This is a genomic window from Erythrobacter sp. SCSIO 43205, from assembly GCF_019904235.1.
GTDB lineage: Bacteria > Pseudomonadota > Alphaproteobacteria > Sphingomonadales > Sphingomonadaceae > Erythrobacter.
On the sequence record NZ_CP063202.1, the window covers coordinates 314,644 to 339,035 of the forward strand.

Genomic DNA, 24,392 nt, shown 5'->3' on the forward strand with positions numbered 1-24,392 from the left:
CTGCCCCCCGTCTGCGTGCTCTAAGCCGGACCGAATTGCCCTGAACCCAAGCCTGCGCGTCTGGAAGCGGCGCTCCAAATAGGCGGTTATCCCGATGGGTCAAGTTACCAGTCGATTAATCGGGCAAAAGCGCGATGAACCGTTCTGCATCGGCGATATCCACCTCCAAAACCCACAAATCGGGGTCTTGAGAGCGCCGTCTTGCAATATATTCGTCAAATTCCGACGGTTTTTCAATATCTTGCAACTTTGTGCATTCGAAAGGGCGCGTCCCGTCGAGTTGAGGCATTCTTTCGTAAAGCTTGGCAGGGCCACCGCGAAACATCGTTACAATCAGGATCGTACCTGCATCGCGCTCCCCTTTGGAGAGCACCATCGCAAAGCCGCCATTTGATTCGGCAAGGCGCGAGATGCTGGAAACCTCAAGGTGAGCAGGAAGGCGCTCGGACACAAATACAGCCCGTTAGCTCGCGTAGCCCGGCAGACTGGATAAAGGGATGCGAGAGCGCATGAAGGTGCCCGTACCCCGGCCAATTTCATCGCCTTCGCTATCGACCAGCCGCGCCTCGGCGACCATCACCCGCCTGCGACCGCTCACCCATTTGCCTTCGGCCACAACCTCACCCTCCTTCACAGGCTTGGTGAAGTGGAGGTTGAAACTGGTGGTCAAAAGAAAGGTGTCGGTTGCAAGCGTGTTAGCGGCATAAAAGGCCGCATCGTCGAGCATCTTGAAATAGATCGTACCATGCGCCGCGCCTGCTGCGTGGTAAATATCTGGCGTGATCGCAAAGGTGAGGCGCGAAAGCCCCTCACCCACGATTTCAAGCTTTGAACGGAATTTTTCATTCACAGGCGCAGAGGCGTAGAGCCTCTCAAGCGCGCGGTAATGGCCCTGCGCACCGGTTTCGCCAGCTGTATTCTCAGGCGGCATCGCGCTGAAGGAACTGATTTGTCAAAAGCGCATAGACCGCCTCTGCATCCGGCGCTTCGCTAAGGGCGCTCATCATATGCTCATCGCGCATCAGCCGCGAGATCGCAGCGAGCGCGTGCAAATGCGTGGCCCCTGCGTTTTCAGGCGAGACAAGACCAAAAGCGATCGTGACAGGAACAGCGTCGGCAGCCTTGAAATCAACCGGCGTCTCCAGCTTAAGAACAGCCAGAGTGGGACGCGACACAGTGGAAAGGCGGCAATGCGGAATAGCAACACCGCGACCAAACCCCGTGCTTCCTAGCGCCTCACGCTGTTCCAGACCTTCAAGCACATCATCTGCATCGAGCCCATAAACGGACGCGAACAGATCGGATAGCTTGCTTAAGATTTGTCGTTTCTCTTCAATGCGTGCGGTTGCGACCGCCTCAGCCAGAAGATTGATATTTACGTCCATGTGTATTCCAAAATCCCGTCGATTTCCCGCGTGAGGGAAGTCAAGAATAGGCCAATACCCGACAATAAAGCCGCAATTGTGGCCTGTTTGATCAGCCCATTTGCATTTTTATGTCTGGCTTGGATCGCTCCCGGTTATCCAGCGGTTCCCTTACCGCCACCCGGGTTTGCATATTCTTATGACGGCTCGACCCATCCGATTGAGCCGTCGGAGCGGCGATAGACCATATTGTGCCGCTCAGTTCCAGCATTTTTAAAAAATAATGCGGGAGTATCGCGCAAATCGAGCATCATAACTGCATTGGCAACGCTGCAAGTGGGCACATCAACGCTGGTTTCGGCGATGATTGGAGGTGCATCTTCGACGACTTCTTCAACCTCGGCATCAACCGCGAAGATTGTATAGGCCGCTTCCTCTTCGGCTCTGGCATGAGCACTTTGTTCGTGGTGATCTTTTAGGCGGCGTTTGTATCGGCGCAGCTGCTTTTCAATCTTGCCCGCCGCATCATCAAGCGCCTGATGCGCATCATGGGCCTCGCCATGGGCCTTTAGAATGAGCCCGTGCATCACGTGCATGACGATGTCACAGGTAAAAGCGCTGCCCGGACCCTTGCCGAAAGTTACGTGGGAGGAAAGCGCGCGCTCAAAATACTTCTCGATGATCCCCTCAAGCCGCTCTGTTGCGTGTTCCTGCAATGCTGCGCCGGTTTCAACCTGGTGGCCTGAGATTCGCAAATCCATAAAGACGTGTCCTTTCGTCAATCATCGCAAGCAAGGCGCTTTGGATCCATCAAAGCTTGAGTGTCTTGCCTAACGTGTCCAGATCGCCTCCTCGATGGAAGCGACAAATTCCTTATGCGCGGCCAGCTCCTCGGCGCTTGCCATATGCGGTCGCGGTTCGCGGCGTGGCGCTTTGGGTTTTGCAGCTGTGGCCGCACCTGCATCATTTTGAGGCGCGTTCGGGGTCGCTTCGGGCTCATTTGCAAGCTCAAGCCCGATCTGTCGCCCACCTGTCAGCTCCACATACACTTGAGCCAACAATTCTGCATCGAGCAAAGCGCCGTGTTTCACCCGGTGGCTGCGATCAACGCCGTAGCGCGTGCACAGAGCATCCAATGACAGCTTGGCACCAGGGTGCTTTTTGCGGGCGATCGCAACGGTATCGACCATGCGGTCCATTGAAATAGGCTCACGCCCGATACGCTCCAGCTCGGCGTTCAAAAAGCCAAAGTCAAAGCTCGCATTATGCGCAACGAGCGGGGCGTCTCCCAGAAACTCAAGCAATTCGTCAGCGGTTTCAGAAAAGAGCGGCTTTCCCGACAGAAATTCAGCCGAAAGACCATGCACCGCTTCGGCAGCGGCGGGCATATCGCGTTCTGGGTTGTAATAGGCGTGATAGCTGTTCCCGGTTTCAACCCGGTCGATCATTTCGACACAGCCTATTTCGACCATCCGGTCCCCTGTTTTGGGGTCAAGGCCGGTGGTTTCTGTGTCGAATATCACTTCCCGCATTTCTCGGACTATCGGCTTATGCAGCGCCAAGTGCAAGGGGTTAGAGCGACGCTTTTAGCTCCAAAATGAGCGCCTCTACCTGAGCCCGTGTCTCTTCAAGCGTGGTGCTTGTATCAATCACATGATCAGCGCGTGCGCGTTTTTCAGCATCGGGCATTTGTAATCCCACAATATGCTCGAATTTCTCCACGCTCATGCCGGGGCGGGCGAGCACGCGTTCGCGCTGAACCTCGGCCGGAGCAGAGACAACGACGATGGTGTCGACAGCTGCGTGCCCGCTGCCTTCGAAGAGCAAAGGGATGTCGAAAAGGATGAGCGCGGCATCCTTATGCTCTTCAAGGAATTTCCCGCGTTTCAAGGCGACCGCGGGGTGGACGATGGCCTCAAGTTTCTTGAGCTTTTCCTTGTCGCCAAAAACGATCTTGCCAAGAGCATCGCGAATGACACCTTCCGGGCCGGTTGACCCGGGAAAGGCTTCTTCGATAGCAGGGATAAGCTCGCCGCCCGGCCCCTGAAGAGCACGAACCTCGGCATCGGCATCGAATACAGGCACGCCAGCCTCCTCGAACATCGCCGCAACGGTCGATTTGCCCATGCCGATGGAGCCGGTGAGGCCTATGATCGAGGGTTTGGTCATGCTGTCATGCGCTCCACCAATTCGGCATCATATTCGCGGGGAGGGGGCGCGCCGAAAAACTTCTCGAAGGCAATCGCCGCTTGACCAATGAGCATGGACAGCCCGTGGATCGCCTCATGCCCTTTGCGTCTCGCGTCTTTGAGGAATGGCGTTTCAAGCGGGCTCGTCACAATATCATAGGCGATAGAGCCTGGCGGCGCGTGACTCCAATCAAATTGCAGCGGTGGATTGCCTGTCATACCGAGCGGCGAGGCGTTGACGACAAGATCAAGGCATCCTTCGCGGTCATCAAAGGCGAAATCAGTTGGCGCGGCGAAATGATCGAGATGAATGGCATGATGCTCACCCTTGGGCGCAAGTTCATCGAGGAGCGCGCGCGCTTTGTCCGGATTGCGTCCCGCCACGACGAGCGTGAAGCCTTCGCTCGCAAGCGCTGCAATGATCGCGCGCGCTGCGCCGCCAGTGCCAAGGATGCGGGCCATGCGGAAATAGTGCTGGTCTTGGAGGTGACCGCGCAAAGGCTCCAGAAATCCGCCCGCATCGGTATTATATCCGATGAGCGCTTCACCCTCACGCACCACCGTATTCACCGCGCCCAGCCGCTCGGCCAGCGGATCAAGACGATCAAGCAATGGGATGATAGCCTGCTTGTGCGGCATGGTGACATTGCACCCCGTCCATCGCGGGTCGGCATTGGACGCGTCGAGATAGTCGGCCAGACCCTCAGTGGTCACATGAGCGCGCGTATACTCGCCCGCAATTCCCAGCTTTTCGAGCCAGAATTCATGGATTGCCGGGGATTTGGACTGCGCAATCGGATCGCCGATCACTTGGGCAAGAGGTGTTTGCGGCGAAGTCATGCGAGGAGCGCTCCCTCATCGCGCAAAGCCTCCAACACAGCCAAAAGCGGCATTCCAAGAACAGTGAATTGGTCGCCTTCGATCCGTTCAAACAATTGCACGCCCATTGCCTCGATCCGGAAACAGCCGACCGTATAGCCGATCTCCGGCCATTCGGCGTCGAGGTAATGCTCGATGAAGTCGCTCGACAAGGTGCGTACATGAAGGCGGGCGAGGGATTGGTGGCTCCATTCGCACCCGCTGTCTTTGACCAAAGCGGCGGCGCTATGAAGCTCGATCACCTTGCCCGAAAAAAATGCGAGGTGCTCGGCTGCGTTTTCACGGCTGGCAGGTTTGTCGAAGCGTTTGCCGCCCGCGACTACGAGAGAGTCGCTTCCCAGAACAAGCGCACCGGGATGCGCTTTTGCGACTTCGGCAGCTTTGGCAACGCTTAAGCTCTCCGCGATTTCAGCGGGCGAAGCGTCCCCAAGGCTCTCTTCAATCGCGCGTTCGTCAACGTCGGCGGGTATAGCCTCATAAGAAACGCCAGCGGCATCAAGCATCGCCCGGCGCGAGGCGGACTTCGAGGCAAGGATTATCGGTGTTTTTGGGCGGCTCATATCGGCTTGCTCACCCCGTCCACTGATCGATCCTTGCGCCTGCGCTCCTGCGCCAGCCTAATTATCGCCGCCGCGCTTTCCTCAATCGAACGGCGCGTTACATCGATCACCGGCCAGCCATTGTCAGCAAACATACGCCGGGCATATTGCAGTTCGGATTTGACCTTATCTTCATCCACATAAGAGGTCTGCGTCCCCTCATTGAGAGAAAGCAGACGGTTGCGCCGGATTTGCACGAGGCGATCTGGCGCAGTTGTAAGGCCCACGACAAGCGGATGGCGCAGACCATAAAGCGCTTCTGGAGGTGGGCTCTCAGGCACAATCGGAATGTTCGCAGTCTTGAAGCCGCGGTTGGCAAGATAGATGCTCGTCGGTGTCTTTGAACTGCGCGAAACACCAGCAAGCACAATATCGGCCTCTTCCCAATCCTCCCATGCAACACCGTCATCATGAGCGATAGTGAATTGGATTGCATCGACGCGCCTGAAATAATCGTCGTCCATCGAATGTTGACGCCCTGGGCGGCCATGGGCTTCTTGCCCCAATTGCGCCTCAAGCGCAGAGGTCACCTGATCAAGCACTGGCACGGCGGGCAGGCCCAGATGACGGCAATGATCCTCAAGCCTCGTGCGCGTTTCCGGATTCACTAGAGTAAAGAGCACAAGGCCCGGATTTTCCGCCAGATCCGGCACAATCCGGTCAAGGTGCTGGCGCGAGCGGACCATGGGCCAGAAATGGCGGCTCACATCGGGATCATCGAACTGGGCAAGCGCGGCCTTGGCGATCATCTCAAGCGTTTCCCCGGTGGAATCGGAGACAAGATGCAGGTTTAATCGGTTCATGAGGCGATTCGCTTCCCACTCCTGAATTTGGGCCTGCCGATCTGTGGACAGATATGCGCATAAACCACGGGAGAGGAGGGCTAACAAGCTTGGGACGAGTTATCACCCCCGATCTGCCGCATTTCCTCTGATCGTTTCTGGACAGCTTGGCGATTTCCTCGACAGGCTGTGAACCTTGGGGATAGTTTACGATTGACTCAGGACTCTTACTGAGTCGCGCTCTGTAAAATTCACTAGACCTTTACCGATGTATCAGGGACATTACGGTAATTCCCGCTATCCACAGGGCCAACAGACTCCATCAATCCTTTTAAATTTATAATTTATTTGTTTAGAGAGAACCCATGCCTGGTCCTTTGCTAGAAACCCTGAAGGGTTCAATCCAAGAAGTCCCTCCCGTCTGGCTCATGCGTCAGGCAGGGCGGTATCTGCCTGAATATAGAGAGCTACGCGCGGAAAAAGGCGGGTTTCTTGAGCTTGTCTATGACAGCGATGCTGCCGCTGAAATTACGGTGCAACCGCTGCGCCGCTTCGGCTTTGACGGCGCGATCCTGTTCTCCGATATTCTAATCGTCCCGCACGCCATGGGGCAGGGGTTGGAATTTCTTGCAGGCGAAGGTCCAAAACTTAGCCCCACACTCCTCGAAGTGGATCTCGATAGCTTCACCCCTCAATACGAGCGGTTTGATCCAATTTATGAAACAGTGCGCAAAACCCGCGCGATGATTTCAGATCGGGTCACGATGCTGGGCTTTTCAGGGTCACCATGGACCAATGCCACTTACATGATCGGCGGGGAAGGGTCGAAGGACCAAGGCAAAGCGCGCCTTCTGGCCTATCAGGATGCTGGCCGGATGCAGGCGATACTCGACGCGATTGCCGAGGTGTCGATCACTTATCTTCGCGGGCAAATCGATGCAGGCGCGGAAGCTGTGCAGTTGTTCGACAGCTGGGCAGGGAGCCTTGCGCCCGATGAGTTTGAACGCTGGGTGATCGCACCCAATGCGAAAATCACTGCAGCGCTAAAACAAAGCCATCCGGATACGCCCGTTATCGGCTTTCCCAAGGGAGCGGGGGAGAAGCTTCCTGCTTATGCGCGCGAAACCGGCGTTGATGCGGTAGGTATTGATGAAACGATGGACCCGGTTTGGGTCAATGCGCAGCTGCCCGAAGGTATGCCGGTTCAAGGCAATCTCGACCCGCTGCTGGTCGAGGCCGGCGGCGAGATGCTGCCCAAGCGGGTAAAGGCCGTGCTTGAGGCGTTCAATGGGCGGCCCCATGTGTTCAACCTTGGCCATGGCATCGGTCAGTTCACCCCGATCGAGCACGTCGAAGCCTTGCTTCGCGCAGTAAGAGGATAGGGTAAGAGGTTAGAACAGATGCAAAGCATTCTTCTTGATATTTCCGTGTGGCTTCGCATTGGCCACGTCGTCTTCATGGTTTTCTGGCTCGCGGGGCTCTTCATGCTGCCGCGCCAGTGCATTTACATCCTCGATCATGCACCGGGTTCTGCGGGTGAAGCCAAGTGGGCGGACCGCATGGGCAAATTGCGCAAGATTATCCTCACGCCCAGTATCGTGGTGGTGTGGCTGCTTGGCCTTTTGATGGCTTATGCCTTTGGATATTTCTCACAAGGTTGGATGCACGCAAAGATTACGCTTGTGGTGCTTTTGTCAGGCTATCACGGCTGGCTGGTGGCGCAGAGCAAGAAGATGGCACGCGGGGAGCGCCCGCTCAGCGAAAAAACCCTGCGCTTTGCAGGTGAAGTTCCGGGACTCATTCTGATCCTTGTTGTGACGCTCGTCTATCTGCGTCCGTTCTAAAACTTGCGATCGCACTTCGACCAATCCGTGATTGACGAGCGGGCTGTGCAGGCATATTTATAAGTGCAAATCTTGAGTGTAGGGGCGGTTCATCCGCCTCTCCGGTCTGCTTTCCCAAAGCCCTTTGCCATAACTCAAGGACACTTTTTCCATCGGCGGGTTCGACTAAACAGCCTGCCTCTAACTAATCCTCTATGCCCATCGGCGTTTCGCTGTGGGCTCATCCCCTGTGGACTTCAAATCTCATGCATCTCAAAGACTTAAAAGCACGCACTCCGGCCGATCTGGTCGCTATGGCTGAAGAGCTTGGCGTCGAAGCCGCAGGCACGATGCGCCGCCAAGACCTCCTTTTCTCGATCCTGCGTGAGCTTGCCGAGGATGAGGAGTATGACGAGAAAATCATGGGCATCGGCACGATCGAAGTGCTGCAAGATGGCTTTGGCTTCCTGCGTTCTCCCGAAGCGAATTATCTTGCAGGCCCGGACGATATTTACGTTTCGCCTAACCAAATCCGCAAATGGGGCCTTCGTACTGGTGACACGGTCGAAGGCGAAATTCGTGCCCCTCAGGATGGCGAGCGCTATTTTGCGCTGACGAGCCTCAGCCAGGTGAACTTCGAAGATCCAAGCGCTGTGCGGATGCGGACCAACTTCGATAACCTCACCGCGCTTTACCCGACTGAAAAACTGAGCCTCGATACCCTTGACCCGACGGTCAAAGACAAATCGGCGCGTGTGATCGACATTATTTCGCCGCAAGGTAAAGGCCAGCGCGCCCTTATCGTGGCACCGCCGCGAACGGGTAAAACGGTTCTGCTGCAAAATATCGCAAAGGCGATCACTGACAATCACCCTGAGGTCTTCCTTCTGGTGCTGCTAGTTGATGAACGCCCGGAAGAAGTCACCGATATGCAGCGCAGCGTAAACGGTGAGGTGATTTCCTCAACTTTCGACGAACCAGCGCAGCGTCACGTCCAAGTCGCTGAAATGGTGATTGAAAAGGCAAAGCGCCTAGTCGAGCACAAGCACGATGTCGTGATCCTGCTCGATTCGATCACGCGTCTTGGCCGTGCTTACAACACCGTGGTGCCGTCTTCGGGCAAGGTTCTGACCGGTGGTGTTGACGCCAATGCACTGCAACGGCCCAAGCGCTTTTTTGGTGCGGCGCGTAACATCGAAGAGGGTGGTTCGCTTTCGATCATCGCCACCGCGCTGATTGATACTGGCAGCCGCATGGACGAAGTGATCTTCGAAGAGTTCAAAGGCACCGGTAACTCTGAAATTGTGCTTGATCGCAAGGTTTCCGACAAACGCATCTTCCCGGCGCTCGATGTGGGCAAATCGGGCACGCGTAAGGAAGAGCTGCTGGTCGAGAAGGACAAGCTTTCCAAGATGTGGGTGCTTCGCCGCATCCTCATGCAGATGGGCACCGTAGATGCGATGGAATTCCTGCTCGACAAGATGAAGGATTCCAAGACAAACGAAGATTTCTTCGATACGATGAATCAGTGATCGGATCTGGTCTTGGGAGGGGATAAAGCCTTGATCAAGCAGTATGTTTATATCAGCACTGCGGTGGGCCTTTCGCGCGAGGAGGTGAACGCCATCCTTGAAACCTGTGCACGCAACAATGCTGAGCAGGACGTGACCGGCCTGTTGCTTTATAATGGCCGCAATTTCCTGCAATTGCTTGAAGGGCAGGGCGAGCGTCTTGATCGGCTGATGTCGGTGATTGAAACCGATAAACGCCACTCCGGCGTTCTTGTCATGCACAAGGACGATGTTGAACAGCGCGTTTGCCCTGATTGGGCGATGAAACTGATTGCGATTTCTGAAGCGATTGAAGTCCGTCAACAGCGTCTTGAAGAAGAGCTGCCTGCCACGATTGATCCCGCCATTCGCAAGCTGGTCTTGAACTTCGCAATGCTGAATTGATTGGGTTCAACCAACCGCACTTTGTCCGGTCGAAGGGCAAACCAAACATCAGGAGCGACCATGAAGATCAACATTGAGATCGACTGCACCCCGCAAGAGGCGCGTGAATTCATGGGGCTTCCGGATGTGAGCGAGGCAAACAAGGCGTTTGTCGATGGCATGACTAAGGCGGTCGAGAACGCTCAAAATCCTGCACAGCTTCTGGAAATGGGTCAGATGATTGCGCCTATGGGCCAGGCGGGCCTCAAACTCTTCCAAAGTTTTGTCGAAGGTGGAATGCGCGCGGCGGGCGGCAGCGGGTCATCGGGTTCAAAATCATCCAAAGGCTGACCCATTTGAGCGCCTTGACCCCTGGGGCTTTTGCATGACCGCCACCACCCAGACCATTTTTGCTGTGTCGAGCGGCAGTCCGCCCGCTGCGATCGGCGTTATCCGGGTGAGCGGGCCAAGCGCGGGGCAGGCGCTTTGCGCCTTAACAGGCCGTGATATTGCCCCACGGCGCGCGTCTTTGGCTAAATTGCGCTCGAAGCGGGGCGACGTGCTCGATGAAGCTCTGGTGCTATGGTTTCCCGGTCCCGCAACCGCGACAGGAGAGGATCTGGCTGAGCTTCACTGTCACGGGGGCCGTGCGGTGCTTGCTGCGGTTTGTGCTGAGCTTGCGACGATGCAAGGACTGCGCCCTGCACAAGAGGGGGAGTTTACGCGCCGTGCTTTTGCCAATGGGCGGCTTGATTTGGCAGAAGCAGAAGGGCTTGCCGACCTTCTCGAAGCAGAAACCGAACTTCAACGCGCGGCTGCAATTGCCAGTGCCGGCGGCGCCTTATCGGGGCAGGTTGAAGCTTGGCGTGATACAGTGCTGCGGTTGTCCGCGCAGATTGAAGCTGCACTCGACTTTTCGGACGAAGACGATGTGAGCGGGGTGCCGGCCAGCTTTGCCGCCGATGTCAGCGCCTTGGCCGCACACATCTGCGACTGGCTCGACAGGCCAAGGTCAGAACGGCTCAAGGATGGCTTTCGCGTGGTTCTTGGCGGTCCACCCAATTGCGGCAAATCAACCTTGTTCAACGCCTTGGTTGAAAGCGAAGCCGCAATCACTTCGCCCATTGCAGGCACCACGCGCGACGTGATCGAGCGCAGCGTTGCCATTGCAGGTGTTCCTTTCGTCTTTATCGACACAGCCGGCCTCAGGGATGAGGGTGCCGAAGAAATCGAAGCCATCGGCATATCGCGGGCTCAGGGTGAATTTGCGCGCGCTGATCTTGTCCTCTGGCTGGGGTCGGAAGGGAAGGGCCCTTGCGGGGCGTGGGAAATCGCAGCTCGTTCGGATAGTCCTGACTTTGTCGCTAAGGATCGGGCCGATTATACAATTTCCGCCAAAGCCAACACAGGTGTGAGCGAACTGAAACAGGCGCTTGTCGAATACGCACGTGGCCGTTTGCCAAAGCCGGGGGAGACAGCTCTCAATGCAAGGCAACACGCGCGATTGCAAGAAGCACATGAGGCGCTTTCTTTCATAGCGAGTATGGATGATCTTCTTTTGATCGGTGAGGAGCTCAGGCGGGCCCGATTGGCGTTTGATCAGTTGATCGGCCGTTCGACGACGGAAGATATGCTTGATGCGCTCTTTGGCCGTTTCTGCATCGGTAAATAGCTAGCCCCAGGCCCGCTGAGCCCGTGTTCCACGTGAAACATCTTTGACGAGGGGCATGGGAGCGCCTATTTGGCAGGCCATGCAAAGGTATGATGTCCTTGTTATCGGCGGTGGTCACGCCGGAGTGGAAGCCGCGTGCGCGTCGGCTCGAATGGGTGCGCGCACCGGTCTTGTGAGTTTTGATCTCAACGCCATTGGCGCGATGAGTTGTAATCCAGCGATCGGCGGGCTCGGCAAAGGGCATTTGGTGCGCGAGGTTGATGCACTGGACGGGGTGCTGGGACGCGCGGCCGATGCGGGGGCAATTCATTATCGAATGCTCAATCGGTCCAAGGGCAGCGCCGTATGGGGGCCAAGGGTTCAGGCCGACCGCACACTGTTCAAGGCTGAGGTGCAAAGATTGGTTCGCGCGCAGGATCAACTTGAGTTGATCGAGGGCGAAGCAGCAGCATTGGTTTTGACCGGGGGCAGGGTCGGTGGACTAGAGCTCGCCGATGGCAGCGTTCTGAATGCCGAGCGTGTGATATTGTGTACCGGCACTTTCCTTGGGGGCGTCTTGTTCCGGGGCGAAGAACGATTTGAGGGCGGGCGTATCGGAGAAAATGCCGCAACCCGGCTTGCTGAGCAGCTTCGCGGTGCTGATTTGCCGATGGCGCGCCTTAAAACGGGCACGCCACCACGTCTCGATGGACGCACCATCGATTGGGCAACGCTTGACGAGCAACACTCTGACAACGAGCACTGGACTATGTCGCCGCTCACCAAGCGGAGGGCAAACCCGCAGGTTTTCTGCGGGATCACACGCACAACGCATGAAGCGCACGATATTATCCGGCGCAACCTTGATCGCTCCCCTTTGTTTTCAGGCGCGATTGGAGCAGCGGGCCCGCGCTATTGCCCGTCTATCGAAGACAAGATTCACCGCTTTGGCGATCGCGATGGGCACCAGATATTCCTTGAGCCTGAGGGCCTCGATACGCATCTTATTTATCCCAATGGGATAAGCACTTCGCTTCCCGTCGATGTACAGCGAGATATGCTGCGCGCGATGCCGGGGTTGGAGCAGGTCGAAATGGCTGTGCCAGGCTACGCGGTGGAATATGATCATATTGATCCGCGCGCTTTAACGCCTGATCTTCAGCTTAGGGCCATTCCGGGCCTCTATTGCGCAGGACAGATCAATGGGACGACGGGCTATGAGGAGGCCGCAGCCCAGGGCTTGATCGCTGGCCTTGAGGCGGCTGCCGCACAGCTTGGCAAGAAGGCTCCGCGGCTTGACCGGGCAAATTCTTACATAGCCGTGATGATCGACGATCTGACGTTGCAGGGTGTGAGCGAACCGTATCGAATGCTGACATCGCGTGCTGAATATCGCTTGCGCCTGCGCGCCAACAACGCCTCGACGCGGTTGACTGCACTCGGACTTGAGGTGGGTTGTATCAGCGAAGAACGGCGCAAGTGGTTCGAAGCTCGCGCTGTTTCACGTGAAACATTCGCTGGATTGTTTGAGCGCACCATACATTCGCGCGACTTGGCTAATGCGGGCGTCAATGTTCGGCGCGACGGGGGTGAGAAACCTGTAGGCGACTGGCTTCGTCACGGCGGGGTGACGCTCAAAATACTAAAGCCTTGGATTGGTGATCTATACGAGCTGGACAGTGATCTGTTGGAGGAGATGGCGGAAGATGCTGCCTACGCTCCCTATCTTGCGCGTCAGGAGGCTGAGTTGAGGGATTTGCGTGCCAGCGAAGGTTTGGCGCTGGCTCCCGATTTCCCTTATGGAGACGTTCCCGGCCTTTCAAACGAAATGGTTGAACGTCTCGCAAAGGCAGCCCCCATCAATCTCGCTGCTGCGGGACGTGTTCCGGGTATCACGCCAGCTGCGCTTTCGGCGCTATTGGTGCACGCACGCCGGTGGCAGGCTGCTGCGTGAGTGTGCAGACCATTCTCAAGAGCGAGGAAGAGGCGAGGGGATATGTCGAGGCCCTTGCCGATCGCAGCGATTTTGAGCGTCTCGAACGTTACGTTGAGATGTTGCTTGCCGAAAACCAGAAGCAGAATTTAATTAGCCGCCCGAGCGAAGCCAACCTTTGGCTTCGTCATATTGCCGACAGTGCGCAGCTGCTCGAGTGTATCTCGGAACCGGCAGAGCTGGCGGGCCCATGGCTGGACCTTGGGACAGGGCCGGGGTTGCCGGGGTTGGTGATAGCAATTCTGAGGCCGCAAATCCCTGTCGTTCTCGTCGAATCCCGCAAGCGCCGGGTGGACTTCCTGGACGAGTGTGTGCGCAAGCTCGCACTTGAAAATTGCAGGGTTGAGGCAAAGCGGCTTGAGCAGGTTTCCCCCTTTCATGCCGGTATCATTTCGGCACGCGCCTTTGCTCCTTTGGACAAACTTCTGCGTTTATCCGCACCCTTCTCCACAAGTGCCACGCGATACGTCTTGCCCAAAGGCCGTTCGGCGGCGCACGAATTAGAAGTGGCGAAACCGTCGATTCGCAAGATGTTTCACGTGAAACACTCGTTGACGGACGCCGATGCAGGTATCATCGTGAGCAAATAGGCCAAAAATTGGCTGCAAGCGCCTCGCGATGAGACTATGGAGGGAGCATATCGTGCTGACAATTGCCATTGCCAATCAAAAGGGTGGTGTGGGTAAAACCACGACCGCTATCAATATGGCGACAGCGATGGCGGCAACGGGCTGGCGTACTCTTCTCATCGACCTTGATCCGCAGGGCAATGCGTCAACCGGCTTGGGGGTGGATGCTGATACTCGAGAGGTGTCAAGCTATGACCTTCTCGTTGAAGAGCTCCCAATCGCAGAGGCCACGGCCGAAACGTCCATTCCCGGCCTTGATATCGTGCCCGCGACGGTTGATTTGAGCGGTGCAGAGGTCGAATTGGTGTCGGTGGACGAGCGAACCGAGCGTTTGCGCAATGCTTTGCGCAACCACCAGGACCACGATATTTGCTTTATTGATTGCCCGCCGTCGCTTGGCCTGCTGACTTTGAATGCGCTTTGTGCTGCCGATTCAATCCTCGTGCCACTTCAGTGTGAATTTTTCGCTCTGGAAGGCCTTAGCCAGCTTCTGCAGACGGTTGAACGGGTGCAGCAATTGTTCAACCCTGACCTCAACATCATTGGCGTTGCGCTCACCATGTATGACCGGCGCAATCGTTTGACCGATCAAGTGTCGGATGATGTGCGCGATTGCCTTGGTGACCTGGTGTTTGAGACGGTTATTCCGCGCAATGTGCGCCTGTCTGAGGCGCCGAGCCATGGACTTCCGGCGCTGGTTTACGACCACAGCTGCGTTGGCAGTCGCGCTTACATTGCGCTCGCGCGCGAACTTATCGGACGATTCCCACCTGAGAGGCAGGCAGCATGAGCGGCAAATCCACTGATTCCATCCAATTCACCGTTCCCCAACGCAAAGCGGCTGATCGCAAGAAGAAGCTGGGCAAAGGCTTGGGTGCACTGCTGGGTGAAACCAAGCGCGAAGAGCCGTTGGTGACACAAGGTGGAACCGGGAATGCGAGTGGGGCTTCGGATCGCCAAGGTGCGGGACCATCAGAGCAGTCAGCCGCACAATCAGGCGGAGGGCTTCCCGCAGGGTCACCACTCAAATCACTCCCCATCGCCTCGATCTCTCCTCTTCCCGGCAACCCGCGCAAGCATTTTGACGAAACTGCACTTGAAGAGCTTGCGGCCTCAATCGCAGCGCGCGGCGTTATTCAGCCCATTATCGTGCGGCCTAAATCCAACGGTAAGTACGAGCTTGTGGCAGGCGAGCGACGTTGGCGCGCTGCGCAAAAGGCGCGGCTCCATGAAATGCCGGCGCTGGTGCGCGAGCTTTCCGACCGTGAAGTTATGGCGCTGGCGCTCATTGAAAACCTTCAGCGCGAGGATCTGAACCCGGTTGAAGAGGCCAGGGCGTATCAGCGTCTTGCTGAGGATGAAGGTATGACGCAGGCAGAAATTGCGCGCATGGTTGAAAAATCACGCAGCCACGTGGCCAATATTCAGCGCCTTCTCGGTCTGCCTGAGGCTGTTCTGGATCTGGTCGAGGCGGGCAAGCTGTCCATGGGCCACGCGCGGGCCCTCGTCGGTAACGATGACGCTGCAGCGCTCGCCGAAAAGGCGGTGAATGATAACCTCTCAGTTCGCGAAATCGAAAAGCTGGTTCGCAAGGTTGCCAAGCAAATTGGTGCGACCAAAGAAACCTCCAACCCTCTGCCAGCGTCAGGCGAAGACGCTGATATTGTTGCTGTTCAACGCCATCTGGAGGAGTTTCTCGGGCTTAAAGTGCGAATTAAATCCGATTCGGACCCACGATCGGGTGAAATTAGCATCCGATATGGCTCTCTTGATCAGCTCGATCTCGTCTGCCAGCGCCTGACGGGGGGCGATTTTTAATCCGAATTCCGCTCGGATTTCTCGAAGAAAATCCCAATTTTCCAAAGGGTTGCTGCTTGGTCCGCGCAATCCTTACTTGGCTGTTAACCATAATCACAAACGAAAGCGGAACTCCGTAACTCTACTTAGATCCCACGAACAGGGGCAATCCCGCGTTCGGTTGGACGGTTAGGTGCAATGATTCGCGAAGGGTCGCGAGGGTGCTTCCCGAACCGCTCCAGCAAACGGGAAAAAGAGACTACACTTTCGGAAGGACCACTAATGACCAAGACTTTTCGCACTGCCGTCGCTGGCGTCGCACTCTTCGCTGCTGCTGGCATGGGTACCGCAGCAAGCGCACAAGTTACCGAAGCTGCCGACGCTCGCGCAGAAGTTCTCGCAGCGCTTCAGCTCACCAATGACCAGGCTCTCGATTTCGGTTCGCTTATCGTAAACAACGGTTCGACCGGTGGCGATGTCGTTGTCGACGCAACTGGCGCTCGCACTTGTAGCGGTGACGTGATCTGCGGCCCACTTGGCGCAGAACAGCAAGCGCTCTTCACCGTAACTGGGGCTGCAAACACCACTGTTGCTATCTCGCTTGAAGACGTTGCTGCAAACGGCACGACGCTCACGCACACTGGCAACGTTGGTTCGACTGCTGCAAACCACAACATTGAACTCGTCGCTCTGACAGACAGCGCAGCAGGCGGTTTCGCCAGCTTTAGCGGTAACGAGCAGTTCGGCGTTGGTGGCACGATCCAACTCGATGGCACTGAGATTGCCGGCACTTACCTTGGTTCGTTCAACGTAACCGTTGAATACCAGTAATCCTTGATTGCGAAGTGCGCCAGCTCTGGCTGGTAGCGCTCCGAGAGATCACAAAGGCCGCAGCTCTTACTCAAGGGCTGCGGCTTTTTGCGTGTTGAGGCGCCTCGATTTGGGCCCGTGTCTTTAACCAATCTTAACCATGCTTGCTTACCAACCTTACGTGAAACTACGCGGAAGGCCTTGGTGGATGGGGCTTCCGTTCAAGGGAGCTAAGATAGTTATGTTTCTGAAGTCATTGCGAAATTTTACAACAATCGCAGCCAGTTTTGCGGCCTTTGCTGCGCTTTCCATCACCGTTCCAGCGCAGGCCCAGGGCGATCTTCTCGTCGCACCGACGCGGGTTATCCTTGATGGATCGCGCGGGACCGAGGTGATTTTGAGCAATATCGGTGCCCAAGAGGCTACCTATCGCATTGGCCTCGATCTGCGTCGGATGACCGAGGATGGCCGCTTGGAACCGGTCGAAAAGGTCGACGCGAACGAGACGGAAGAGGCAGCGCTTGGCATGATCCGCTATGCGCCGCGCCGGATCAGTCTGCCGCCGGGTCAGCCACAAGCTGTGCGCCTCTCCGCGCGCCCAGGCGCAGATCTGCCTGATGGCGAATACCGCGTGCATATGTCTTTCAAAGCCATCCCGCGCCCAACCGAGGTGACGCAAGAGGAGACGCAAAGCGAAGGCGTCACCCTTCGTCTGATCCCGATCTATGGTATCACCATTCCGATTATCGTGCGCCACGGCAAGGTTGAGGCGCAGGTTGCATTGACCCAGCCTTCCATCGTTCAAGGCGACAAAGGCCCTGAGCTGGCCATGACGATTGAACGCACGGGCGAAAGTTCGACCTATGGCGTGCTCAGCATTGTGAAGCCGGGTCTTCCTGATCCCATCGTCCTTGCTGGCGGCATTGCGGTTTATCCCGAAGTTGGCTCGCGCAAGGTGCGCATCAATCTGACCGAAGAGCAGGCCGCGGCTTTGCGCGGACCAGCGCGGATTGAATATCGCGAGCTCGAAGAAAAGGGCGGGGCCCTGATCGCGGCGGTTGATGGAGTGATCGGCTGAACGCTGATCGTGAAGGCCTGAAAAGGCCGAGTTCGCCTGATGAAAACGCCCTTTCGCCAACGAATTCTAAGCGTCGCTGCGTTCACCGCAGCGGCGCTTGGCTCGTTTGCGTTAGCGAGCCCGGCTGAGGCGCAATCCTCAAACACGTCATCGTCCAATAGCGGCTGGCAAGCCAATGACGATGACTTCCTCTACCTTCAGATGCAGATCAAGAACCACAGGCTGGCCCTCGACGTGCGCGGTTATCAGACCGACCGCGGCGTGTGTCTTGATTTGGCTGACGTGATCCAAACGCTCGATTTGCCTGTGCGCATTGATAAAAAGTCGCGCCGCGCAACTGGTTGGTTGTTCGCAGAAGATCAGGAAATCACGATCGACCGTGAAGCTAATACAGTACAAAACATGAACACTGGCGAAATCCCGCTCGCCAAGGATATTTATGACACGCCCGAAGGATGGTGTGTCGATACAGATGCCTTGTCACGGTGGTTTGGCGTCACTTTCAAACCCGATTTGTACAATGCAGCGGTGAGAATTGAATCGAATACCGATCTGCCCTTCATGCAGGCGATTGAGCGGCGTAAGCGCGCCGAGCGTATTCGCCCGCGCAATGTGAACTTTGACCTCTCGCAATATCCTTCGTCCAAGATGGAATATCGCAGCTGGCGAACGCCTTCGGTCGATGTGGTGGTCGATGCCGAAGCGCGCAGCAACAGTGGTGTTGGCGGGAGAGTCGAATTTCTCGCGGCAGGTGAAGCCTTGGGTGCGAGTTACACCGCGCGCATTGGCACTGACCGGAATTTCAACCCTCAAACGCTGCGCCTGCGGGCCTATCGCAGCAATGAGGAAGGGGGCCTTCTTGGACCGCTCGACGCAACCGATGTCGCCGTGGGCGATGTCGAGACTGTACCGGGGCGCCTGGTTGGTCAGACCGGGGTGGGGCGCGGCGCCTTCATCACCAACAGACCGCTGGGCCAAACCTCGCGCTTTGCCACCACGGTTTTGCGCGGGACGCTACCTTCGGGCTGGGATGCAGAGCTCTATCGCAACGGCCAGCTGATCGCGTTCCAGCAGTCGCGCCCTGATGGGCGTTATGAGTTCCTCGATGTGGACCTGTTTTTTGGACGCAATGAATTTGAGGTCGTGCTGTATGGCCCCCAAGGCCAGGTCAGGCGCGAGCGCTCCTCCTTGCCGGTTGGGATGAACCAGATTGAGCCGGGTGAAACGCAATATTGGGCGGGAATTCTGCAAGAAAACCGCGATCTTATTCAGCTGCAGTCCAATGAGGGCCAAGAAGATCAGAACTGGCGATGGGGCGCAGGCGTTGAGCGCGGATTGAGCCAGCGGACCAGCATTGGCTTTGGCGTTCACAATCTGGTGCGCAATGACAACCGCTATACCTACACTGAGGCAGCGCTGACCCATGCGCTGTCATTTGCGCAGGTAGAGCTTGCGGCCGCGCACGAGTTTGGCGGCGGGGTTGTTACCAATCTCAACACCTTGGGCCGGATTGGTGATGTCAATTTTGGCACCAATGCTCGCGTATTCTTTGGCAATTTCCGCGGCGAATTCGGTGAAAACGAGTTCAAGTACACTGGTGGGGTCAATTTCGCGACTGCTTTGCGCATGGGGCGTCTCTCGCTCCCGATCCAGGCGGCGTTCAACCGGGCCAAACGGCGCAATGGCGAGACGGTCGATGCGCTCAACCTTGTGACATCGGTGACGGCAGGGCGGCTCGCCCTGTCAGCGCAGCTTTTCCATGAAAGAGATAGCGGAAGGCCTGCCAATGACCGCACTGATCTTAACCTCCTCGTCAATCGGCGTTGGCGCAATCTGCGGCTGCGCGGAAATGCGAATTTCAGACTGGCGGGAGAGGATAAGGGGCTCGACACCGCCACCGTCCGGCTTGAAACCGACCTTAGCGATGAGGGCACGCTCCAAGGCGACATTGAATACATGGCGAACATCGATGAATTTCGCCTTGGCGCTGGCTACACCCACCGGTTCAAGGAGTTTTCCTTGCGCGGCGATGCCTTCGTCACCTCAAGCGGTGCGGTGGGCGTAGGGGTACAGGCCGCCTTCAGCCTTGGGCCCGATCCTGCGTCGGGCGGGATCAGGGTGTCGGGCGCAAAACTCGCGCGCAACGGCCAGGCTGCGGTCACCGTTTTCAGGGACGATAATGCCAACAATCGCCGCGATCCGGGTGAAGAGCTGCTTAAGAATGTGATGGTCGAAGCCGGCCTACGCACGACCGACGCGGTCACTGGCGAAAACGGCACGGCCATCGTCGATGAGCTCAGGCCTTTCCGGCCAGTTTTGGTTGGGATCGATGAAAGCTCTCTTGAAGATCCATTCCTCGCCCCGGCCAGCAAAGGCATCGTTATCACTCCGCGTCCCGGTGTTGTGGCACAGATCGAACTGGCTATTTCACCAACAGGAGAAGTGGAAGGCTCGCTTCTCAGCCCTACAGGCGTGGAGCAATCGGGCGTGCGATTGGAACTGATCGACAAGCGCGGAACGGTTGCGGCAGAAACCGTCAGCGAATTTGACGGCTTTTTCCTGTTCCAGCGCGTGCCTTACGGTGAATATCGCCTGCGTGTGTCGGAAGATGCGGCCAATGCTCTGGATATTGAGCCGCAACTCTCGCTGCGCGATGGCAATGCCCGCTTCACCATCGGCAATGAAAATGATGTCATCCGCTTTGGCACGGTGAAGCTACGGCCTCGCAAAGTGAACGAGAAAAACAGGCTTCAAGACGTCGAAGTGATTGCCTCAGCGGGACCGCCATAGTTTCCCTAAGCTTATGGGATCAATTGCCTTTGATGTAACGCGGCGCGGTTTTGATAGGGCGCGGTGCGGTCTTAATGGGGCGAGGAGCTGGCGCAGGGATCGTGCGCGTCGCGCCGGGGATCACCTCTTCACGCACCGTTTCGCGCACAACCACACGCTGGCGTTGTTGGTATTCCACCGGCACATAGACGATCTGCTGCGGCGGCGCGTAATAATACTGCGGCGCTGCGTAGGTGTAGCCATATTGCGGCGCGGCATAAACGGGTGCAGCGGCGACAGGCGGTGCGTAAGTGGGTGCAGGAATGCTGCGTGCGGCGAACTGAGGTCCGCCATGCGCATATTGCGTGAGGTAGCCATCAAGCGCTGCTTCACAGTCATATTCGCCGCGGTCATTGCGACCACCGCCGATGAGGCTTCCCAAAAGAACGCCGCCAAGCCCGCCGACACCTGCTCCCAGGAGCGTGCCGCCAAGGCGTTCGCTGTCAAACGCGCGGTTGCCGATGATCCCGCCTGCAATTGCGCCAAGCAGGCCGCCGATGATGCCGCCTTTTTCCTTGCCCCGGCGACCGCGCGTGCGGTCTTCGCAGGTGTCGATCCAGTCCTCGCGGGAGAAGACCTGTGCACCGGCTGGATAACCGTAGCCGTAGCCATAACCCTGTCCATAAACGGCTCCTTGCCCGTAGCCACTGTAGTCAGCAGTTTGGGCAATGGGGGCAGCGGTGCGTTCAATCCGGCGGGTGCGGGTGATTGTCTCCACCCCGTCAGGACCAACCGTCGTCACGGCGTCGGGCGCTGCATAGTAGCTGGTGCTTGCCCGCTGGGGCAGGGCAGGTGCTGTGCGCAGATCAGAGGGAAGTGCGCGCACGTCCTGGCTGCCCATCGGTTGGATTTCCGGCAGGGCAGGCAGAGCGTCTTGCGCGCTTGCAGTTGTTGGAAGCGCAAGGCTGGCCGCGATAAGGCCAAGGCTGGTGAGTTGGGTGCGTGTCATCGGTGTTCCCTTCCTGCACCGCCTTCAGCTTCGTTGCGCCCGGACGTTCCGGGCACGACTCGCGGTGTGGCGGCTTGCAAATATGCTTAGCAAATTATTACCACCGCGCAGCGCGTCCCTCCAAACTGGCAGATGCCCCATGTCTCGAAACGGGGCGACTTTGGACGCGTTTGTAAGCCTAGTGCCTCAAATGCGGGAAGAAAGCAGCTTTGCCAGCGCCTCAATTCCAGCGGCATCCTCATCATCAAAACGCGCCGTGCGCGGGCTATCGAGGTCAATTACGGCAATAACCGCGCCATTGCGGACGATCGGCACGACCAGCTCGGATTGGCTGGCTGCGTCGCAGGCGATGTGGCCGGGAAAACTGTGCACGTCTTCGATACACTGCGTTTCACCCGATTGGACTGCCACGCCGCACACGCCTTTGCCCAGAGGAATGCGGATACAGGCCGGGCGGCCATGAAAAGGGCCAAGCACCAGCTCATCTGCGCCAGAAACGCCCGTGCCCATGCGGTAAAAGCCCGCCCAATTGAGGTCCGGCAGGAATTCCCACATGAGGCTTGCAACATTGGCCATATTGGCGATCCCATCGGGCTCGCCAGTGGTGAGAGCATCGGCGGCTTCAAGCAATTGTTGATACACTTCTGCTTTTGAAGCCGTCGCATCGGGTTTGAAATCGAACATCACTTTTCCTCGTGCGGTGCGCTTTGAGCCCTCTTGCACTCAATGGTTGCGGGGGGCTGCGCCCTGCCTTATCTCGCCCGATATGAGCATCTTTCGAAAAGTCGCAATCGCTTTGGTCGTTTTTCTCCTGATTGCAGGAGCAGGCCTGTTCTTTCTCACGCGCGGTGACACCGCCGATGTGGATTTCGCCTCAGTCACGGGCCCCGATCCTGTGCTGCAAGAACCCAATGAAGAGAGTTTTCCAACGGTCCAGATTGCCAAGCCTGTAGGCTGGGACGAAGGCGAAGCGCCTGAAGCGCCAGAGGGTTTCACCGTTGGGCGTTTTGCTGAGGGGCTCGATCATCCGCGTGTTCTTTACACTCTGCCCAATGGTGATGTGCTGGTAACCCTGACCCGTGCGCCAGAGCGGCCTTCTGATGCAGAAGATGAAGGGCTCTTCGACAGCATTTACAACTGGATTGCGGACAAGCTTTTTGCCGCTGCTGGTGCGGCTGGTGCATCGGCGAACGAAGTGGTGCTTCTGCGCGACCGCGACGGTGATGGAGTGGCCGATATTCAGGAGGTGCTGCTCGACGCAGAGGCGGGTATGGATTCGCCATCAGGCATCGCTTGGCATGACGGCACGCTTTATATTGCCAATCACAATGCGGTGCTGGCTTTCGATTATGAGCTTGGTTCTGCCACAGTCAGCAGCGAGGCGCGCAAGCTGATGGACTTGCCGCCCGGCGGCGGCCACTGGATGCGCAATATCGAAGTCCATCCCGATGGTGACCGGATGTACATTGCTGTGGGCTCTGTCTCCAATATTGGCGAACAAGGCATGGAGATTGAAGAAGGCCGCGCGATGATCCACGAGCTTTCGCTCACCAGCCTTGAGGCGCGTCCCTATGGCGTAGGACTCAGAAACCCGAACGGCCTTGATTTCAGTCCATGGTCAGGCGAGCTTTGGACCACAGTCAACGAGCGCGATATGCTGGGTTCTGACCTTGTGCCTGATTACCTCACCAATGTGCCGGTTGGTGTGAATTATGGCTGGCCCTGGGTGTATTACAAAGACACCGTCGACCGCCGCGTGACTGCGCCGCGCCCGCGTTTCCTGATCGAGTACACACGTTATCCCGAATTCGCGCTGGGCCCGCACGTTGCAGCTTTGGGGCTTGTGTTCACCAAAGAAGGCCATCGCATGGGTGATGCGTTCGCAAGCGGGGCGTTTGTTGCACAGCATGGATCGTGGAATCGCAAGCCGCCTTCTGGCTATAACGTTGTCTATGTCGACTTTGACGAATTCGGAAATCCGGTGGGCAAGCCTGTGCCACTGCTGACTGGCTTCCTCAATGAAGATGGCACCACCAAAGGCCGCCCGACATGGGTTGAATGGGCAAATGACGGTGCGCTTCTGGTTTCGGACGATACGGCAGGCATAATCTGGCGCGTGATCAATCCGGCAAGCGAACCGGGCGCTGGCATCGATGAGATTGAAGGCGAGCCCCTCCCGCCGAGCCGCGAACTGGTCGACCCACGAAGAGCGCTTGAGGAAGACTATCTGCGGACCCAAGCGGCCCAATAATCCTCTATTAAAGCGCGAGGCCAGCAGCCCCGGCAACCTCGCAGGCGTATTGATAGGCGGTGCGCCCCGACCTGTTGCCGCGCGCGATTGCAAATGCGTTCGCTTCCTCTGCGACAATTTCCAGCCCTAGCGGCTCTATATAGCTGCGAACTATCTCCAGATAGGTAGCCTGATCGCATGGATGGAACGCGAGCGTCAGGCCGAAACGGTCTGCAAGCGCAAGAGCGTTGTCGCGTTCATCGCGTTCGTGAAGATCTGATGGACGGACCGCTGCGCTTTGCACGATAGCGCGTCGGTTGGATGTGACCGCGACCCGGATATTCGCAGGGCGCCCCAACGCGCCGCCATCAAGCAGACTGCGCAATGCCAGATTGCCCTGCAAATCCCCCTCGTCAAAGCCAAGATCATCAATGAACAGGACAAAGGCGCGAGGGCGTTTTGCCAGCGCTTCAATCAATTGGGAAATGCGCGCAAAACCGCTGGCATTAACTTGCACAAGTGCGATTTCGCCTCCGTTTTGCTGAAGGTTGCCGGTGCAGGCGCGTATGAGGGCGGACTTGCCCATGCCGCGTGCGCCCCATAGCAACATATCGTGTGAGGCCGCGCCCGAGCTTAGCCGCTCAAGGTTGCGATGGACCGCTTGTTTTTGCGCGTCGATCCCGCAAAGGCGCTCAACCGGAAGGGCGTCCAGCTCCTCTAAAGCGTGAGCGCCTTCATCTGACCAGACATAGGCGGGGTGATCGAGCCAGTTGACAGGGGGCGCAGGCTCAGGGGCGAGCCGTTCCAGCGCCGCTGCAATGCGCACCAAGACCTCGCCGTAATCGCTCATCCCGGC

Annotated in this window: 26 protein-coding genes; 14 read left to right on the forward strand and 12 right to left on the reverse strand. The window is 57.3% G+C overall.

Annotated elements, in window-relative coordinates; translation table 11 throughout:
- Positions 1 to 115: 115 nt before the first annotated feature.
- From INR77_RS01610 to INR77_RS01650, 9 genes are all read right to left on the reverse strand, one after another.
- Complete coding sequence (locus INR77_RS01610; RefSeq protein ID WP_223072217.1) at positions 116 to 451, reverse strand: DUF1491 family protein; 336 nt, start codon at positions 449 to 451, stop codon at positions 116 to 118.
- A 12-nt stretch (positions 452 to 463) separates the two neighbouring features.
- On the reverse strand, positions 464 to 931 hold the full coding sequence (locus tag INR77_RS01615) for a PaaI family thioesterase (RefSeq protein WP_223072218.1): 468 nt from the start codon (positions 929 to 931) through the stop codon (positions 464 to 466).
- Complete coding sequence (locus INR77_RS01620) at positions 921 to 1,385, reverse strand: PTS sugar transporter subunit IIA (protein ID WP_223072219.1); 465 nt, start codon at positions 1,383 to 1,385, stop codon at positions 921 to 923. The genes INR77_RS01615 and INR77_RS01620 overlap by 11 nt, the downstream gene beginning before the upstream one ends.
- 176 nt (positions 1,386 to 1,561) lie before the next feature.
- On the reverse strand, positions 1,562 to 2,125 hold the full coding sequence (hpf, locus tag INR77_RS01625) for a ribosome hibernation-promoting factor, HPF/YfiA family (RefSeq protein ID WP_223072220.1): 564 nt from the start codon (positions 2,123 to 2,125) through the stop codon (positions 1,562 to 1,564).
- A 69-nt stretch (positions 2,126 to 2,194) separates the two neighbouring features.
- Complete coding sequence (gene dnaQ / locus INR77_RS01630; protein ID WP_223072221.1) at positions 2,195 to 2,896, reverse strand: DNA polymerase III subunit epsilon; 702 nt, start codon at positions 2,894 to 2,896, stop codon at positions 2,195 to 2,197.
- Between the two features lie 40 nt (positions 2,897 to 2,936).
- Positions 2,937 to 3,533 carry a dephospho-CoA kinase gene (gene coaE / locus INR77_RS01635; protein WP_223072222.1) on the reverse strand — a complete coding sequence of 199 codons (597 nt, stop codon included), beginning with the start codon at positions 3,531 to 3,533 and terminating at the stop codon, positions 2,937 to 2,939.
- Positions 3,530 to 4,393, reverse strand: a complete 864-nt coding sequence (gene aroE, locus INR77_RS01640; protein WP_223072223.1) for a shikimate dehydrogenase — start codon at positions 4,391 to 4,393, stop codon at positions 3,530 to 3,532. The genes coaE and aroE overlap by 4 nt, the downstream gene beginning before the upstream one ends.
- A complete protein-coding gene (locus INR77_RS01645) occupies positions 4,390 to 4,992 on the reverse strand; it encodes a nucleoside triphosphate pyrophosphatase (protein ID WP_223072224.1) in 603 nt (200 codons plus the stop codon). Before INR77_RS01645 ends, aroE begins: the two co-directional genes overlap by 4 nt.
- Positions 4,989 to 5,834: a pyruvate, water dikinase regulatory protein gene (locus INR77_RS01650; RefSeq protein ID WP_223072225.1), complete on the reverse strand. Its 846-nt coding sequence runs from the start codon at positions 5,832 to 5,834 to the stop codon at positions 4,989 to 4,991. Before INR77_RS01650 ends, INR77_RS01645 begins: the two co-directional genes overlap by 4 nt.
- Before the next feature lie 344 nt (positions 5,835 to 6,178).
- Between INR77_RS01650 and hemE the strand changes: the two genes are divergently transcribed.
- The 13 genes from hemE to INR77_RS01715 all read left to right on the forward strand — a co-directional run bounded on the left by hemE (position 6,179) and on the right by INR77_RS01715 (position 20,318).
- On the forward strand, positions 6,179 to 7,195 hold the full coding sequence (gene hemE / locus INR77_RS01655; protein WP_223072226.1) for a uroporphyrinogen decarboxylase: 1,017 nt from the start codon (positions 6,179 to 6,181) through the stop codon (positions 7,193 to 7,195).
- Between the two features lie 18 nt (positions 7,196 to 7,213).
- A complete protein-coding gene (locus INR77_RS01660) occupies positions 7,214 to 7,657 on the forward strand; it encodes a CopD family protein (RefSeq protein ID WP_223072227.1) in 444 nt (147 codons plus the stop codon).
- 245 nt (positions 7,658 to 7,902) lie between these two features.
- Positions 7,903 to 9,168 carry a transcription termination factor Rho gene (gene rho / locus INR77_RS01665; RefSeq protein ID WP_223072228.1) on the forward strand — a complete coding sequence of 422 codons (1,266 nt, stop codon included), beginning with the start codon at positions 7,903 to 7,905 and terminating at the stop codon, positions 9,166 to 9,168.
- Positions 9,169 to 9,198: 30 nt separating this feature from the next.
- Complete coding sequence (locus tag INR77_RS01670; protein WP_223072229.1) at positions 9,199 to 9,591, forward strand: BLUF domain-containing protein; 393 nt, start codon at positions 9,199 to 9,201, stop codon at positions 9,589 to 9,591.
- Between the two features lie 60 nt (positions 9,592 to 9,651).
- Positions 9,652 to 9,921 carry a DUF6489 family protein gene (locus tag INR77_RS01675; RefSeq protein ID WP_223072230.1) on the forward strand — a complete coding sequence of 90 codons (270 nt, stop codon included), beginning with the start codon at positions 9,652 to 9,654 and terminating at the stop codon, positions 9,919 to 9,921.
- Positions 9,922 to 9,955: 34 nt separating this feature from the next.
- The gene (gene mnmE, locus INR77_RS01680) at positions 9,956 to 11,242 is read left to right on the forward strand and encodes a tRNA uridine-5-carboxymethylaminomethyl(34) synthesis GTPase MnmE (RefSeq protein ID WP_223072231.1); all 1,287 of its coding nucleotides are present in this window, start codon (positions 9,956 to 9,958) and stop codon (positions 11,240 to 11,242) included.
- 79 nt (positions 11,243 to 11,321) lie between these two features.
- Positions 11,322 to 13,175 carry a tRNA uridine-5-carboxymethylaminomethyl(34) synthesis enzyme MnmG gene (gene mnmG, locus INR77_RS01685; protein WP_223073354.1) on the forward strand — a complete coding sequence of 618 codons (1,854 nt, stop codon included), beginning with the start codon at positions 11,322 to 11,324 and terminating at the stop codon, positions 13,173 to 13,175.
- Positions 13,172 to 13,804, forward strand: coding sequence for a 16S rRNA (guanine(527)-N(7))-methyltransferase RsmG (gene rsmG, locus INR77_RS01690; RefSeq protein ID WP_255573864.1), 633 nt, complete (start codon positions 13,172 to 13,174; stop codon positions 13,802 to 13,804). Before mnmG ends, rsmG begins: the two co-directional genes overlap by 4 nt.
- 52 nt (positions 13,805 to 13,856) lie before the next feature.
- Entirely contained in the window at positions 13,857 to 14,633 is a 777-nt protein-coding gene (locus tag INR77_RS01695; protein ID WP_305040809.1) for a ParA family protein, read from the forward strand.
- Entirely contained in the window at positions 14,630 to 15,661 is a 1,032-nt protein-coding gene (locus tag INR77_RS01700) for a ParB/RepB/Spo0J family partition protein (RefSeq protein WP_223072232.1), read from the forward strand. Before INR77_RS01695 ends, INR77_RS01700 begins: the two co-directional genes overlap by 4 nt.
- A 261-nt stretch (positions 15,662 to 15,922) precedes the next feature.
- Positions 15,923 to 16,471 carry a DUF4402 domain-containing protein gene (locus INR77_RS01705; RefSeq protein ID WP_223072233.1) on the forward strand — a complete coding sequence of 183 codons (549 nt, stop codon included), beginning with the start codon at positions 15,923 to 15,925 and terminating at the stop codon, positions 16,469 to 16,471.
- A gap of 220 nt (positions 16,472 to 16,691) precedes the next feature.
- Positions 16,692 to 17,528, forward strand: a complete 837-nt coding sequence (locus INR77_RS01710; RefSeq protein WP_223072234.1) for a molecular chaperone — start codon at positions 16,692 to 16,694, stop codon at positions 17,526 to 17,528.
- Positions 17,529 to 17,567: 39 nt separating this feature from the next.
- A complete protein-coding gene (locus INR77_RS01715) occupies positions 17,568 to 20,318 on the forward strand; it encodes a collagen binding domain-containing protein (protein ID WP_223072235.1) in 2,751 nt (916 codons plus the stop codon).
- 19 nt (positions 20,319 to 20,337) lie between these two features.
- Here the strand turns inward: INR77_RS01715 and INR77_RS01720 are convergent, their stop codons facing one another.
- Together INR77_RS01720 and INR77_RS01725 are read right to left on the reverse strand one after the other, a co-directional pair.
- Positions 20,338 to 21,306 (reverse strand): hypothetical protein, encoded by a 969-nt coding sequence (locus INR77_RS01720; protein ID WP_223072236.1) that lies wholly within the window; start codon positions 21,304 to 21,306, stop codon positions 20,338 to 20,340.
- 186 nt (positions 21,307 to 21,492) lie between these two features.
- On the reverse strand, positions 21,493 to 21,990 hold the full coding sequence (locus tag INR77_RS01725) for a GAF domain-containing protein (RefSeq protein ID WP_223072237.1): 498 nt from the start codon (positions 21,988 to 21,990) through the stop codon (positions 21,493 to 21,495).
- Between the two features lie 82 nt (positions 21,991 to 22,072).
- Here INR77_RS01725 and INR77_RS01730 point away from each other — a divergent pair, with 82 nt between their 5' ends.
- Positions 22,073 to 23,557 (forward strand): sorbosone dehydrogenase family protein, encoded by a 1,485-nt coding sequence (locus tag INR77_RS01730; protein ID WP_223072238.1) that lies wholly within the window; start codon positions 22,073 to 22,075, stop codon positions 23,555 to 23,557.
- Between the two features lie 7 nt (positions 23,558 to 23,564).
- On the opposite strand, the gene INR77_RS01735 is transcribed toward INR77_RS01730, so the two are convergent.
- Entirely contained in the window at positions 23,565 to 24,386 is an 822-nt protein-coding gene (locus tag INR77_RS01735; RefSeq protein WP_223072239.1) for a DUF815 domain-containing protein, read from the reverse strand.
- Positions 24,387 to 24,392: the final 6 nt, after the last annotated feature.

Coding starts and splice junctions, on each gene's coding strand:
- hpf (WP_223072220.1), bottom strand. CDS start 2,125: ATGGATTTGCGAATCTCAGGCCACCAGGTTGAAACCGGCGCAGCATTG.
- mnmE (WP_223072231.1), top strand. CDS start 9,956: ATGACCGCCACCACCCAGACCATTTTTGCTGTGTCGAGCGGCAGTCCG.
- INR77_RS01725 (WP_223072237.1), bottom strand. CDS start 21,990: ATGTTCGATTTCAAACCCGATGCGACGGCTTCAAAAGCAGAAGTGTAT.
- aroE (WP_223072223.1), bottom strand. CDS start 4,393: ATGACTTCGCCGCAAACACCTCTTGCCCAAGTGATCGGCGATCCGATT.
- INR77_RS01675 (WP_223072230.1), top strand. CDS start 9,652: ATGAAGATCAACATTGAGATCGACTGCACCCCGCAAGAGGCGCGTGAA.
- INR77_RS01700 (WP_223072232.1), top strand. CDS start 14,630: ATGAGCGGCAAATCCACTGATTCCATCCAATTCACCGTTCCCCAACGC.
- INR77_RS01715 (WP_223072235.1), top strand. CDS start 17,568: ATGAAAACGCCCTTTCGCCAACGAATTCTAAGCGTCGCTGCGTTCACC.
- INR77_RS01615 (WP_223072218.1), bottom strand. CDS start 931: ATGCCGCCTGAGAATACAGCTGGCGAAACCGGTGCGCAGGGCCATTAC.
- INR77_RS01730 (WP_223072238.1), top strand. CDS start 22,073: ATGAGCATCTTTCGAAAAGTCGCAATCGCTTTGGTCGTTTTTCTCCTG.
- INR77_RS01620 (WP_223072219.1), bottom strand. CDS start 1,385: ATGGACGTAAATATCAATCTTCTGGCTGAGGCGGTCGCAACCGCACGC.
- mnmG (WP_223073354.1), top strand. CDS start 11,322: ATGCAAAGGTATGATGTCCTTGTTATCGGCGGTGGTCACGCCGGAGTG.
- INR77_RS01735 (WP_223072239.1), bottom strand. CDS start 24,386: ATGAGCGATTACGGCGAGGTCTTGGTGCGCATTGCAGCGGCGCTGGAA.
- dnaQ (WP_223072221.1), bottom strand. CDS start 2,896: ATGCGGGAAGTGATATTCGACACAGAAACCACCGGCCTTGACCCCAAA.
- INR77_RS01705 (WP_223072233.1), top strand. CDS start 15,923: ATGACCAAGACTTTTCGCACTGCCGTCGCTGGCGTCGCACTCTTCGCT.
- INR77_RS01660 (WP_223072227.1), top strand. CDS start 7,214: ATGCAAAGCATTCTTCTTGATATTTCCGTGTGGCTTCGCATTGGCCAC.
- rho (WP_223072228.1), top strand. CDS start 7,903: ATGCATCTCAAAGACTTAAAAGCACGCACTCCGGCCGATCTGGTCGCT.
- INR77_RS01710 (WP_223072234.1), top strand. CDS start 16,692: ATGTTTCTGAAGTCATTGCGAAATTTTACAACAATCGCAGCCAGTTTT.
- INR77_RS01645 (WP_223072224.1), bottom strand. CDS start 4,992: ATGAGCCGCCCAAAAACACCGATAATCCTTGCCTCGAAGTCCGCCTCG.
- INR77_RS01650 (WP_223072225.1), bottom strand. CDS start 5,834: ATGAACCGATTAAACCTGCATCTTGTCTCCGATTCCACCGGGGAAACG.
- INR77_RS01720 (WP_223072236.1), bottom strand. CDS start 21,306: ATGACACGCACCCAACTCACCAGCCTTGGCCTTATCGCGGCCAGCCTT.
- coaE (WP_223072222.1), bottom strand. CDS start 3,533: ATGACCAAACCCTCGATCATAGGCCTCACCGGCTCCATCGGCATGGGC.
- hemE (WP_223072226.1), top strand. CDS start 6,179: ATGCCTGGTCCTTTGCTAGAAACCCTGAAGGGTTCAATCCAAGAAGTC.